The 14,067-nt window shown below is 38.0% G+C and carries 12 protein-coding genes; 2 read left to right on the top strand and 10 right to left on the bottom strand.

Features of this window, described 5'->3' with window-relative positions; genetic code table 11:
* Positions 1-23: 23 nt before the first annotated feature.
* Positions 24-326 (top strand): GIY-YIG nuclease family protein, encoded by a 303-nt coding sequence (locus R2Q77_RS11920; RefSeq protein WP_410479271.1) that lies wholly within the window; start codon positions 24-26, stop codon positions 324-326.
* A gap of 536 nt (positions 327-862) precedes the next feature.
* Here the strand turns inward: R2Q77_RS11920 and R2Q77_RS11915 are convergent.
* From R2Q77_RS11915 to R2Q77_RS11900, 4 genes are all read right to left on the bottom strand, one after another.
* On the bottom strand, positions 863-1,684 hold the full coding sequence (locus tag R2Q77_RS11915) for an SDR family oxidoreductase (protein WP_316803950.1): 822 nt from the start codon (positions 1,682-1,684) through the stop codon (positions 863-865).
* A gap of 37 nt (positions 1,685-1,721) precedes the next feature.
* Complete coding sequence (locus R2Q77_RS11910) at positions 1,722-2,654, bottom strand: NAD-dependent epimerase/dehydratase family protein (protein WP_316803949.1); 933 nt, start codon at positions 2,652-2,654, stop codon at positions 1,722-1,724.
* 156 nt (positions 2,655-2,810) lie between these two features.
* Positions 2,811-3,410, bottom strand: coding sequence for a Crp/Fnr family transcriptional regulator (locus R2Q77_RS11905; RefSeq protein ID WP_316803948.1), 600 nt, complete (start codon positions 3,408-3,410; stop codon positions 2,811-2,813).
* A 48-nt stretch (positions 3,411-3,458) separates the two neighbouring features.
* The gene (locus R2Q77_RS11900) at positions 3,459-4,040 is read right to left on the bottom strand and encodes a thymidine kinase (protein ID WP_316803947.1); all 582 of its coding nucleotides are present in this window, start codon (positions 4,038-4,040) and stop codon (positions 3,459-3,461) included.
* Between the two features lie 209 nt (positions 4,041-4,249).
* Here R2Q77_RS11900 and R2Q77_RS11895 point away from each other — a divergent pair, with 209 nt between their 5' ends.
* Positions 4,250-5,473 carry a hypothetical protein gene (locus R2Q77_RS11895; protein ID WP_316803946.1) on the top strand — a complete coding sequence of 408 codons (1,224 nt, stop codon included), beginning with the start codon at positions 4,250-4,252 and terminating at the stop codon, positions 5,471-5,473.
* 973 nt (positions 5,474-6,446) lie between these two features.
* On the opposite strand, the gene rodA is transcribed toward R2Q77_RS11895, so the two are convergent.
* The 6 genes from rodA to purH form a co-directional block, all read right to left on the bottom strand.
* The gene (gene rodA / locus R2Q77_RS11890; protein ID WP_316803945.1) at positions 6,447-7,709 is read right to left on the bottom strand and encodes a rod shape-determining protein RodA; all 1,263 of its coding nucleotides are present in this window, start codon (positions 7,707-7,709) and stop codon (positions 6,447-6,449) included.
* The gene (mrdA, locus tag R2Q77_RS11885) at positions 7,706-9,718 is read right to left on the bottom strand and encodes a penicillin-binding protein 2 (RefSeq protein WP_316803944.1); all 2,013 of its coding nucleotides are present in this window, start codon (positions 9,716-9,718) and stop codon (positions 7,706-7,708) included. The genes rodA and mrdA overlap by 4 nt, the downstream gene beginning before the upstream one ends.
* Positions 9,718-10,233 carry a rod shape-determining protein MreD gene (locus R2Q77_RS11880; protein ID WP_316803943.1) on the bottom strand — a complete coding sequence of 172 codons (516 nt, stop codon included), beginning with the start codon at positions 10,231-10,233 and terminating at the stop codon, positions 9,718-9,720. The genes mrdA and R2Q77_RS11880 overlap by 1 nt, the downstream gene beginning before the upstream one ends.
* The gene (gene mreC, locus R2Q77_RS11875) at positions 10,226-11,065 is read right to left on the bottom strand and encodes a rod shape-determining protein MreC (RefSeq protein ID WP_316803942.1); all 840 of its coding nucleotides are present in this window, start codon (positions 11,063-11,065) and stop codon (positions 10,226-10,228) included. The genes R2Q77_RS11880 and mreC overlap by 8 nt, the downstream gene beginning before the upstream one ends.
* An 81-nt stretch (positions 11,066-11,146) precedes the next feature.
* Entirely contained in the window at positions 11,147-12,169 is a 1,023-nt protein-coding gene (locus tag R2Q77_RS11870) for a rod shape-determining protein (protein ID WP_010601761.1), read from the bottom strand.
* A 269-nt stretch (positions 12,170-12,438) separates the two neighbouring features.
* Positions 12,439-13,965 (bottom strand): bifunctional phosphoribosylaminoimidazolecarboxamide formyltransferase/IMP cyclohydrolase, encoded by a 1,527-nt coding sequence (purH, locus tag R2Q77_RS11865; protein WP_316803941.1) that lies wholly within the window; start codon positions 13,963-13,965, stop codon positions 12,439-12,441.
* Positions 13,966-14,067: the final 102 nt, after the last annotated feature.

The raw sequence follows: 14,067 nt of genomic DNA, 5'->3' as shown, positions 1-14,067 counted from the left end.
AGGGATAACCAGCAAATAATTATATGAACCACAATTATTTTGTCTATATGTTAACTAATAAGAATAAAACGGTTCTATATACTGGTGTAACAAATGATTTAGCTGTAAGACTTAGTCAACATATAGAGGGAACGGGTGGAAAGTTTGCCTTTACCAAAAAGTATAATTGTTATTATTTAGTTTATTTTGAAAGGTATCAATATATTCAGCATGCTATAGAGCGTGAAAAAGAAATAAAGGGATGGACCAGAGCAAAGAAAAATGCTTTGATTGAACTTGAAAATAAAGAATGGAACTTTTTAAATAACGAGATTCTAAATGCTTAATTTTTTTGCCTCTAATTTTGTAAACTTTGAGAAGATGCTTCGTTCCTCAGCATGACAAGAAGTTGTTATTTGTCTTCCTGAGGCACGAAGGATCTCAAGAAGTAATCCTGCTTTATTAAATTATAGGTTTTTATGTTGGTCATTGCTAATCAGAACAGATGCTTCGTTCCTCAGCATGACAAGAAGTTGTTATTTGTCTTCCTGGGTCAGGAAGAATCTCAAGAAAACATCCTGCTGTATTAAATTATAGGTTTTATTTGTTATTGCCAATTAAAACAGATGCTTCGTTCCTCAGCATGACAAGGCGTTTTATTTGTCATCCTGAGGCATAAAGGATCTCAAGAAAACATCCCGGTGTATTAAATTATAGGTTTTATTTGTTATTGCCAATTAAAACAGATGCTTCGTTCCTCAGCATGACAAGGCGTTTTATTTGTCATCCTGAGGCACGAAGGATCTCAGGAAATAATCCTGCTGTATTAATTATAGGTTTTATTTGTTATTGCCAATTAAAACAAATGCTTCGTTCCGCAGCGTTACAGGAGGTTTTTCTCAAACTTATATTCTAAAAGAGTGGGAACACATACACTTTCTACAATTTTCCAATTCTCTTTTTCTGCTATAAACTCAGGTTCGGGTAAGCCGGATGTTTTAGCCGCATTTGTATAAAAATCCATTCTTGTAGGGTGAGAAGGACTACAAGCGTGGTAAATGCGACCAAAAGCTTGTTTTTCAAGCAAGCGGATTGCAATCCCAACTGCATCTTTTTGGTGTATTAAATTTACTGGTGCCAGGCCATTCGGAACATTTGTTTTTCCGGCAAAAAACCTTCCCGGATTACGGTCAGGTCCAATTAATCCTGCAAAGCGGATAATGGTGTGGTTGGTGTTTTCTTCTTTTAAAATTTCCTCGGCAGCCACTACAACCCTGCCCGAATCGGTATCGGGACAGGTGAGTGTTTCTTCGTTTACAGATTGGTTTTCGTCCGCATAAACACTGGTCGAGCTAATCAGTACAATTTGTGCTGTTTTACCTTTCGCAGCATTTAAAATCAGTTTTATTTTTTTTGGATAATCATTCAGCTCTGAGGAGTTTCTTTTTGGCGGAATGCAGATAAACAGAACATCACCTTCAAAAAAAGTAGCTTCGGCATCAATATGCTCCGCTGTAAAATTAACCAGGTAAGGCTTTATGTTTTCTGCTGAAAGCAAATTTAGTTTGGCAGCTGTGGTGGTCGATCCTTTAACCTGATAACCCTGTGCTACCAATGTTTTGGCAAGGGCAAAACCAAACCAGCCACAGCCCAAAATAGAAACTTCCTTTATTGTATTTTGATGTGCTGCAGAATTTGAAATCATTTCGCTAAAGATAGGCAGTTCTGACGTCAAATTCCCGTCAATTCTGTTTCTTGTACATGGTTTTAGAGAGTTTTAAAATACCGTCGTGGTAACTTGTTGGCTTAAAGTTGAATGCTTTTTCGAATTTTGTAGAATCGAAATGGTAGTCGTGATCGTATTGATAATACATTTCTACTGTTCCTGCTACTACTTTTTTAAAGAGGCCAACTAAACGCAGCATCAGTTTATTAATGGTAGAATAACTGGGTTTGGTTTCGTAAATCTGTGCAGTCATTTCCAGCAATGCTTTTCCTTTTAAAGGTGCAGCAGTAGGTAGATGCCAAATTTGGTTACCAGATTCTGGGGCTTGCCCTAATAAAAACATTGCTTTGCCCGCATCTTCAACGTAGGTAAAACTGTGTAAAGTATTCGGGTTTCCAATCCACTGTGCACTCGTATTCCTGGCAAATTTATCGAGCACCATCGTATCGAAGAAACTGTTCATCGAATCGGCGCCATAAAAATCTGCAGCACGGGCAATGGTTACATTAATGTGGCCGGCATTACTTTCGGCCATTAGTTGTTTAGCCACTTTTGCCCTAACTTCGCCTTTTAAGCTACATGGATTGTAGGGGGTGTTTTCTGTCATGGCGCCATTTACCAGCCCATACATATACACATTATCGAAAAATATTAACCTGGCGCCTGTGCGTTTACAAAGATTAATTACATTTTGAATAATGATTGGCCATTGTTCCTGCCATATTTTTACATCGTAAACCAAACCGGCACATAAGTATATTACGGTTGAGCCTTCTGATGCTGCAAAGAGTTCTTCTTCATTTAACAAATCGGCTTTAACCCAGCTTACATTGGGGTTAGTAGTCGCAACTGGTTTTCTGCTTACCAATCTAACAGTTTCGTTGTGGGCAGTTAATTCTCTGGTTAATGCGTTTGCTGTTGGTCCGCCGGCTCCTAATATAGTATGCATATTTTTTCTTTTTTGATTGACTCAAAGTTATGCGGTACCAGGGACTGAAAACGTTAACAAAAGATAATGATTTCGAATTGTCAACTTTAAATAGATAAGATGACGATTACTTAAATCTACGTCTCTTCTCTGCGAAATCTGTGGGAATAGAGTATTTTAGTGCATCAGCGTTCTTCTGCGGATACGCGAAAGAGAAACCGGGGTAATGCCTAAAAAATTGGCGATAAAGTGCTGCGGAACCCGCTGAAAGATATCTCTGGCTGTTTTTTCGAGTGCAGTATAACGCTCTTCGGGGCTTTGCGTAATAAAAGCAGTTAGCCTATCGTCATAACAACAAATATAATGCTCGGCAATTAGGCGGCCAAAACGCTCCATTTTCAAAGCCAATAGAGGATGGTTTAGCATTTCCTGCAAGTTGTGATAAGAAATAAGCACCAGCTCCGTTTCTTCTAAAGCCTGAATAAAATTGGTGTTGGGTATGCGTTTTAAAAAGCTTTTATAAGCACTTACAAATTCATTTTCGAAGCTGAAATAACCTGTAATCTCTTCCCCGTCTTTAACATGGTAATACCGAATTGCACCCTGTACAATAAAGGCCATGTAGTCGCACACTTTTCCCTCAACTGCAAAATGCTCTTTTTTATTTAAGGTAGAAAAACTCAGGTGCCGGGTAAATATCTCCCATTCAGCTTCGTTAAAAGTTATAAAAGGGGTTAAACCGCTTCTAAAAGCGTCGATTTTAAATTGCTTGTCCATATCAAAAATAAAATGCTGATTAAAGATACAGATTAATCGATAAGAAGGTTAACCCTTGCCCAGGTTATAACAAGCCCTGCATCTTGGTTCGTAACTTTCTTTTTCGCCAAGTAAAACTGTAGAATCATTGGCTACAGTACGGTAGCTAAACAGCGCAGGATTACCACAGCAAACACAAACCGCATTAACTTTTGTTACGTGCTCAGCAATGGCCATTAATGCAGGCATAGGGCCAAAGGGTTTTCCTGTAAAATCCATATCCAGCCCTGCCACAATTACCCTAATGCCTTTTAGGGCCAGTTTATTGCAAACATCCGGTAACTCATTGTCAAAAAATTGTGCCTCATCAATGCCAACCACCTGGGTATTGGTTCCTAAAAGTAAAATAGCCGAAGCACTCTCAACAGGTGTTGAAGGAATTGAATTTAAATCATGGGAAACTACTGCCGTTTCATGATAACGTGTATCCGTACGCGGTTTAAAAATTTCAACATTCAATTTAGCAATCTGTGCCCGCTTTAAACGACGGATTAATTCTTCTGTTTTACCCGAAAACATAGAACCACAAACTACTTCTATGCTTCCTGAGAATTCGCCTCTTCTTCTAAAATTTTGTTCGCTAAATAACATGCTCAATATTTAAATATTCATTTTAAGACTAAAGTGAAATGGTTCACTTTTTTTAATGCCCTATTGAAATGAAGATGTATCAGCCGGTTTGAAACTTGATTTTTTCAAAGCCGAACTATAATTTTTAAACCGAACAAATATCATAATTATGTGTTATTTTTGAAGACTTAGTTACCAACATAAATCGGCTAAAATTTCGTTTTAACTTTATGATGAATCAACAGGATATTTTTAGAAAAATAGGAAACATTTTAACAGAATTGAATGAGCAATATCAATTTCTTGCTCAAAATCCCGATAAATTAAACGATTTAGAGGTTGAACTCTTTCTGGCGAATGCCAATTTCCTTTCAGATCATGTTCATATTGTTCAGAAACTTAATGTAACTAAAGTTGAAAACAAACCTAAGGCGGTTTTAAATACACCTGTTTTAGAAGAAGCAGAAATTGAAAACATTTTTACTGCTGCACCCAAAACCGAAGTGGTTAACGAGTTTAAACCTGCTGAAAATAACTTTATTGAAGAAACCAAGGTTTCAGATTTAGATTTAAACGAAATAGCTGCTGCCGAAGAAGAGGAAGAACGTATAGATATAAAACCGGAACAGGAAGTTTTTGATGAGGAGAAAATCCACGAAGAAACGACCGAAACTTTCCTGAAAAAAGATTTCTTTAAACCAGATCAGGAAGATCATCCTTTTGAATTTATTTTGAGCAAGGATGATGCAGATGATAAGTTTGATTATGAAGAAAAATCTGTAGAGCAAATTTTCGACAGGCCTTTAAGTAAAGAGGAAGAAGAAATCTTGGCGCAGAAGAAAAAGATTCATGAAAAAGAAGATGCGCCGGTAAAAGCAGAAAATGAAATTTCTGTTGCGGATGAGGATGAAATTGGCCCTGAACCATTTTTAATTTCGGTTGAGGAACAGGAAGAAATTAAAGCCCCAGAGGCAATAGTACCTGAAATAGAAGTTTCGGTTATTGAAGAAAAATTAGAGGAGCCCATTGAACAATTAAAAGGGATAGATTTAGATGAACCTGTTATTTCTCCACCAGTTGATGAACGCCCAATTTTTATTCCAGAAGCCATTCCTGTTAAACCTCCTGTACAGCCAATTTCAGAAAAGCCTGTACCGACCTTAAACGATCTCTTATCTAAAACAAATAACAGTCAAACTGAACAGGTAAAAGCCCCAATTCAGGATTTAAAACAAGGCATAAATTTAAACGAGAAACTGCTGTTTATTAAAGATCTTTTCAGCGGTTACAATATGGCATATTCTGAAGCTATAGATTTAGTGAACCGGATGAACAGTTTTGAAGCAGCAGATAGCTTTTTACAAAATAATTATGCTGTTAAAAATAACTGGGCAGCAAAACAAGCTACAGTCGATCAGTTTTATGAGTTGCTGAACAGAAGGTTTAGTTCTTAGCCGGTTTTCATTGTTTAGCGTTAGGCTGGGATTTATTACAGCATCTTTTTAGCGGGAAAGACCCTGAAATAAGTTCAGGGTGAGGATCCATCTTTTGGTTGGTGTTGTCACTAATCAAGTGGTTTTTTATTTTAGGAAAGCAAAGGCTGTAACGCTTCGGAGGCTTTGTTCCTGCTTTACGCTGTATCCCGATAGAAAAAATCGGAATGCCGCTTCAATCAGGTTTAGAGATATAAGAATAGTGCACTAAAGAACTAATGTTGTACCTAAACCCGATCTGAGTGGATGCCCCGATTTTTCATCGGGCAGCAACGGGAGCGGGGCTACAGCTTCCTAAAGATTACCAATGTTCATTTCTTAATTATTTTAATAGGTCCAACTTTGGGTCGATGTTGTCATCAATAAAATAAAATTAATTAGCCGGTGAAAACACCAGCTAAAGGAGAATTCAGATAAAGTTATTTTTCATGCTTTTCATCTTGCTGAATTTATTACAGCATCTTATTAAGCAATAAAGACCCTGAAATAAATTCAGGGTGACGATCCTACTTTTTCCAGCTTTTGGTTGGTGTTGTCACCAATCAAGTGAATTTTTTTGTTTTAGGAAAGTAAAGGCTGTAGCGCTTCGGAGGCTTTGTTCCTGCTTTACGCTGTATCCCGATAGAAAAAATCGGAATGCCGCTTCAATCAGGTTTAGAGATATAAGAACAGTGCATTAAAGAACTAACGTTGTGCCTAAACCCGATCTGAGTGGATGCCATGATTTTTCATCGGGCAGCAACGGGAGCGGGGCTACAACTTCCTAAGGATTACCAATGTTCATTTCCTAATTATTTTAATAGCCCCAGCTTTTGATCGGTGTTGTCATTAATTAAAGGAAATTACTCTTCATACTTTTTGTCTTGCATCCTTTTAAGCCGGAAAGACGCTGAAATAAATTCAGGGTGACGTATTAAGTAGTTAAACCGCTTAACTAAATAAAGCCCATTCTGTTAGAGTCCAGTTTAAGGAATATAAATATCAATATGGTGAAACTCCAGAGCGAAGAACCTCCGTAACTTATCAGGGGCAATGGGATACCTATAACCGGAATAATGCCAATCGTCATTCCGATATTGATAAAAACGTGAAAAAACAGGATACAGGCAACGCTGTAACCGTAAACACGAGAAAAGGTAGATCGTTGCCGTTCAGCAAGGTTAATTAATCTTAAAAGCAGAAAAACATATAATCCAATAACAACTGAGCATCCTGCAAAGCCCCATTCTTCACCAATGGTAGAGAAAATAAAATCGGTGCTTTGCTCGGGTACATAACCATATTTAGTTTGTGTGCCCTGCAAAAACCCTCTGCCGGTAGCCTGACCAGAACCTATAGCAATTTGCGATTGGATTACGTTGTAGCCCGCACCTTTATTATCTGTTTTAAGGCCCAGCATTAATTCAATACGGGTACGCTGATGTGGTTCTAAAACTTTAGTATAAGCAACCTTAACCAGAAATAAATATCCAATGGCGACTAAGGTTACTAAAACCGTAGAAATAATTATCTTTTGCTTTCTTTTATTTGCGTAAATAAACAGACCGGCTACGGCCAATAAAATCAGAATCAGGATATAAGTTGGGACAAGGAAATCTGCTACGAATAACACAATCATGCCCATGAAAATTAAAAGGAAGTAGCCTGATAGTCCTTCGCGGTACAGCGGAAACATGAAAGCCAGAAACACGAGTGCTGAACCCGTATCTGGTTGCAGCATAATCAGCATTAACGGAGCTAAAACAATAAGGGCTGCAATTAATATCGATTTAACATCCCTGAATTTAGGATTGAAGGTGCTTACATATCTGGCCAAAAGCAATGCGGTTCCAAATTTAGCAAATTCAGAAGGCTGCAACCTAAAGGAGCCTAAGGGAATCCAGGCCTGGTTACCTCCAACATTTCGGCCTACAAACAGTACAACAACCAATAAAACCAAGGTCATGCCGTAAATGAAGGGGGCAAAAACATTAAAAAGGCGTCCATCAAATAAAAGGATAGACAGGCCCAGGATTAATCCTGTAATTACATAAATAAGTTGCTTGCCGTAGCTGCTGGCAAAATCAAAACCTGCTGCGGCTTTATGCGGAATAGATGCATAAATGTTAACAAAACCTATCGCACATAAGGCGATGTAAATCAATACCGTGATCCAGTCTACATTAAAAAAGAAGCGATTTCCCTGTTGTTGAATCATTTTTTTTGAGTTGCGGGTTTGGTCGTTACGGCAGTGCCAGCTATTTTAGGTTTTGATGAAAGGGGTGGGGTTAATTTAACCGTCTTCACCTTCAAGCTGTCTTTTATTCTTTTAATAGAGTCAGCTTTTTTAACAGCGAGACTATCTAATTTAGTTAATTTAATCTTTTTAGGCTTTTCAATAATTGCAGGTAAAAGATTTGTTTCTGCGAAAGCTTTTACGGTATAACCGTTCGATCTTGGCTTAATGCTATCCGTTAAATATTTTTCTACAATAAAACTTGAAATTGGAGCCGCGTAGGTTCCACCGAAACCGCCATTTTCTACAATAACCGCAATGGCAATTTTAGGATTGTCCATAGGCGCAAAACCAATAAACACCGAGTGGTTTTTACCATGAGGATTCTGAACTGTTCCTGTTTTTCCACACATGGTAATGCCTTGAATTTGAGATTGTTTTGCCGTTCCCCATGCACTGTTTACAGCATCGCGCATCCCTTCAATAACCGGAGTAAAATATTTTTCATCAACGCCAACATAATTTTTGGTTACGTATTCTTTCTTAACCATTTTCTTGTCGCCAATTCCTTTAATCAAATGTGGTTTAATATAATAGCCTCTGTTTGCTATCGCAGCCATAACATTAGCCATTTGTAGTGGGGTAGAAGTGATCTCGCCCTGTCCGATGGCCTGAGATATAACCGTGGTATAACCCCAGCGCTTTCCATAAATTTTATCAAAGTGATCTCCTGTGTAGAAAATACCGCCCTTTTCAAAAGGCATATCAATACCTAATTTCTGGCCAAAACCCCACTTAGCAATTTGTTCGTGCCAGTGCGCAAAGGTTTGGCGTTGGTTTTTCATGCCATTTTTGGTGATAATATTTTGAAAAACATGGCAGAAATACGTATTACAACTTCTGGCAATACCCCTTTGCATGTTAATGGTACCATCAACGTGTTCGCATTTAACTTTATGATTGCCGGCCATGTAATAACCAGGACAGAAGAACGTAGTGGAAGGATCTATGGCGCCATCCTGTAAAGCAACTAATGCATCTACAGGTTTAAAAGACGAACCCGGCGAGTAGAAACCTTGAATTGGACGAACTATTTGCGGACGGTAAGGGTTACGCATCAAATCCATATAACCATTGCCCCAGTTTTTTCCAACAAATTTATTTGGATTAAAACCCGGACTACTTACAAAAGCCAGTATTTCGCCTGTGGCAGGCTCGATGGCAACAATTGCGCCTACTTTATTTTGCATCAACTCTTCACCCAATTTCTGGATTCTAATGTCCAATGAAGAAATTAGGCGTTCACCTGAAACCGCATTTATATCGTATTTTCCTCCGGCGTAACTTCCCTGTGCCACATTGCGGGCATCGTACAGGGTATTAATTACACCGCGTTCTCCACGAAGAAAATCTTCATATGAACGTTCAAGACCACTTTTTCCAATAAAATCTCCGGGTTTATAGTAACCTTCAGACTTATCAATATCCTCCTGACTTACTTCTTTTACCCATCCAAATAATTGTCCGCCAACACTATCCGGATAATGTCTTACCGTTCTGTCCTGCGTTCTGAATCCTGGGAAGCGGTACATAATTTCCTGCAAACGCGCATAACTCTCCACCGATATTTGTCTTTCAAAAAAGGTCGATTGGTAATTAGATTGAATTCTTGCTTTGTTTAGTCTTTTACGAACTCCATCAGGGGTAATCCCCAGTGCATTTGCAAGGGCCAGGGTATCAAATGGTTTAACTTCGTTGGGGATAACCATTAAATCGTAAACAGGCTCATTCTGTACAATAACCTTCATGTTTCGGTCAAGAATTGCACCGCGGGCGGGATATTTATAAACCTTACGCAAAACATTACTTTCTGCCGAAGCAAAAGCTTTATCACTAATGATCTGGATATAGAATAACTTTCCCAATAAAATCAGGGCGATTACAATAAATAATCCTTGAATGATATATTTTCGATTGAATAATTGCTCCATTAGCGGGATGTTCTTCTATAGAATATAAACTCTACCAATAAAATAATAAGCAGTGTAAAGATACAACTTAAGCCGCATCGCATTAAGGTATAACCAATTTCTGTTAACCTAAACGTTTCTAAAAAGAATAAAACCAGGTGGTGGGCTAAAACACAAAGCAATGTGTATAAAGAAAACCACTGAAAGCCCATATAGCTTAAAGAAGGTTCAGGATCGTCAATTGCATCCCGGTTTAAGCTGATGGAAATAAAAGATATCCTTACAAATGCAAGCACAACACAAGCGGTAGCATGTACGCCCATTGTATCGTAAAAGGCGTCAAGAGTTAAGCCAGTTCCAAAAGCCAGCAGATATAATAAAATATTAGGAATGCCAAAAGGAAGAAGCAACAAAAACAATACGTAAATAAATGGTGTAGAGAGGTCGTAAAAGCCCATGTTTTTGAGCAGGAAAATCTGCACAAAAAGGAGTAGAACCCACCTGATAATATTTACAATTATAATTCTGCTATTCATTTGGTTTAACCAGGCTTTCTAAAGCTTTTTGCTCTTCAGCTGTTTTATCTTTAACTACATATACATATTGCAATGTGCTAAAATCGGTAAATAAATTTATTTCTGCTGAGAGGAAATTATCATTTGTTGCAACATTTGTTTTACTAATTCTGCCCACCAAAATGCCTTTAGGAAAAGAACCATATCCTGAAGTTACGATAGAATCGCCAACATTCATTTTAATGTGGTTGGGTACTTCTTTAATAAAAGCTTTCAGGATATCAAAATTTCCATCTCCCCAAACCAACGATCCTAAAGCCTGACTTTTTTTAACAATAACACTTATTTTAGTGTCTTTATGCAATAAAGATTGGATGGTAGCCAAATGATCAGAAACATCCCTGATAAAGCCAACAACACCTCTTTGTGGGGCAATTACAGCCATTCCGCTTTTAATTCCATCCAAAGTACCTTTGTTAATCGTCATTACATTATTGCGGAGTGTAACTGAGTTTTTAACTACTTTAGCGGCCAGATAAGTGTATTGTTGTTTGGTTAAAGTATCAATTACCTTAATTTCTTTAGCCGAATCAACAGTGGTTAGGGCCAATAAATTTGTTTTGAGCCTTGCATTTTCAGCGGCCAGGCTATCGTTTACCATTCCTAAGTTTAGGTACCTTTTAAAAACATTCAGGCGCTCATAAGCTGTGCCCACCACTTCATTGCTGGAGTTTAAGGTTACACTTCTTTGATAGGCATTATTTTTTAACGTGAGCGAAATACCCAGGATAAAAAAAATGATAAACAGGAAAAATGCGTTGTATCTGCTTATGAAAATCCAAAGGTTACGCATTCGAGTATTGAGTTGGGAGTTAAAAGTTTGGGGTCTGAGTGGAAAACTCCAAGCTCACAACCCCAAACTTCAAACTAAATGTTATTGCATTAAGAATTTATAGCCACCAATGTTTTTAAGGGCAATACCCGTACCTCTAACTACGGCACGAAGCGGATCTTCGGCAACGTGAACAGGTAATTTAGTTTTAGCCGCCACACGTTTATCTAAGCCCCTTAATAAAGCTCCACCGCCGGTTAAGTAAATACCTGTTTGGTAAATATCAGCCGAAAGTTCTGGAGGTGTAATCTCTAAAGCTTTTAAAATCGCTTCTTCAATTTTAGAAATTGATTTATCTAAACAGTGCGCAATCTCTGTATAAGAAACTGTTATCTGTTTTGGAACACCTGTCATTAAATCACGTCCCTGAACAGCAAAGTCAGCAGGTGCATCCTGTAACTCAGGCAAAGCCGCACCAACCTCAATTTTAATTTTTTCAGCCGTACGGTCACCAATCATAATGTTATGCTGGCGGCGGATATAATTTACAATATCAGAGTCAAAGTTATCTCCCGCAACGCGGATAGACTGATCGCAAACAATACCAGATAAAGCAATAACAGCAATCTCAGTTGTACCGCCACCTATATCGATAATCATATTACCCATTGGTTCTTCCACATCAATCCCGATACCTACAGCAGCAGCCATTGGCTCATGGATTAGATAAACTTCTTTTGCGCCTGCAATTTCTGCAGAGTCACGTACGGCACGTTTTTCTACCTCGGTAATGCCCGATGGGATACAGATTACCATACGTAAAGAAGGAAACATCCAGCCTTTACCGCCATTAAGCATACGGATCATACCTTTAATCATCGCTTCTGCAGCGTTGAAATCGGCAATTACACCATCCTTTAATGGGCGAACAGTTTTAATGTTGTCGTGGGTTTTGCCCTCCATTTGCATCGCCTGACGGCCTATAGCAATTACTTTGTTTGTTGTACGATCGAAAGCCACAATAGACGGTTCATCTACAACCACTTTGTCGTTATGTATAATCAGGGTATTCGCTGTGCCTAAATCAATGGCAACTTCTTGCGTAAACCAGTTAAATAATCCCATGTATGAGGTATGTTTTAATTTTTTTTGTTAAATCTATACTATTCCTAATGTAAAAATAGCTTTTTTATTGTTTTAAGTTTTATTTCTTTGTCCATTAAATTCTTTTTAAACCAAATAAAATGTTTTAGGAAATGAAACTCAAAATGTCAAAGGTAAATCATTCTTAAACGATCATCATTGCGAGGCACGAAGCAATCTTAATGCGACAACGCTCTGCAATGAGGGCATGGAGACAAACTTTCTACCTAACACGTCAGCTTTTTATCTTTTTAGTGTTTAAAATGTCTAACGCCTGTGGTAACCATTGCAATACCTTTTTCGTTTGCTTTTGCAACAGAATCTGCATCTTTAATTGAACCGCCTGGTTGTAAAACTGCTGTAATACCCGCTTCAGCTGCAATTTCTACACAATCAGGGAATGGGAAAAATGCATCTGATGCCATTGCAGCGCCTTTAACACTGAATCCAAACGAAGCCGCTTTTTCAATGGCTTGTCTTAAAGCATCAACACGTGAGGTTTGACCAACACCACTTGCAATTAAAACATCATCTTTAACTAAAACAATGGTATTTGATTTGGTATGCTTTACAATTTTATTAGCAAAGAATAAATCTTTTAGTTCTTGTTCAGTAGGTGCTTTATCTGTAACGGTTGTCATTTGCTCGGGGCCTTCGATAATTAAATCTTTATCCTGTTCAATAACGCCATTTAATAAAGTTTTGAATTGTTTTTTGCTTAACTCAACATTGTTGCGTTGTAAAATAACTCGGTTTTTCTTCTTGCTGAATAACTCAATAGCTTCAGGCTGGTAAGACGGGGCAATCAGCACTTCAAAAAATAAGTTGTTAATTTCTTGGGCAGTTTCTAAGTTAACTTCAACATTGGTAATTAATACGCCGCCAAATGCCGAAACAGGATCGCAGGCCAATGCATCCATCCAGGCTTGTTTAACCGTTGAGCGTGAGGCAATGCCACAAGCGTTTGTATGTTTTAAGATCGCGAAAGTTGGATCTTCGAATTCATCAATTAAGGCTACAGCCGCATCCACATCAACCAGGTTATTGTAAGAAAGTTCTTTTCCGTTCAATTTGGTAAACATAGCTTCTAAATCGCCATAAAATACACCACCTTGATGTGGGTTTTCGCCATAACGTAAAGTTTTAGCTTCGGTTACACTCTGTTTAAAAACATCAAGTGGTTCTTCCTGGTTAAAATAATTGAAAATTGCAGTATCGTAATGAGAAGAAGTGTGGAAGGCTTTTTTCGCAAAAGCTTTACGCTGTGCTAAAGTAGTTTCGCCATTTTGTTCTTTTAGTTGTGCCTGTAAAGTCGGGTAATCGTTTTTTGAAGCAATGATTACGACATCATTGAAGTTTTTAGCCGCGGCACGAATTAATGAAATTCCACCGATGTCGATCTTTTCAATAATTTCATCTGCCGTACCACCAGCCTTTACCGTTTCTTCAAAAGGGTAAAGATCTACAATAACCAAATCAATTTCAGGAATTTCGTATTCCGCAATTTGTTGCTGATCGCCCTCTAAACCTCTTCTGTTTAAAATGCCTCCAAATACTTTTGGATGCAGGGTTTTAACACGACCGCCCAAAATTGAAGGGTAACCCGTTAAATCTTCAACCGCTGTTACCGGCAGGTTTAAATCTTTAATAAATTGTTCGGTGCCACCGGTAGAAAATAATTGTACACCTTGTTCGGCTAACAATTTTACCAATGGTGCTAAACCATCTTTATAATATACTGAGATTAAAGCGTTTTTGATTTTAATGGATTGACTCATTCTACTGGAAATTTTGAGCCGCAAAGGTAGTAAAACAAGGGCATTTATTTAGCCGCACAAACCAATAAAAATGAAATTATTTGTATATTTTTCTTTGGTGGT

Origin of the sequence: Pedobacter nototheniae, assembly GCF_032678625.1 — a bacterium.
Classification (GTDB): Bacteria; Bacteroidota; Bacteroidia; order Sphingobacteriales; family Sphingobacteriaceae; genus Pedobacter; species Pedobacter nototheniae_A.
This window is presented reverse-complemented; position numbering and strand designations above follow the sequence as displayed.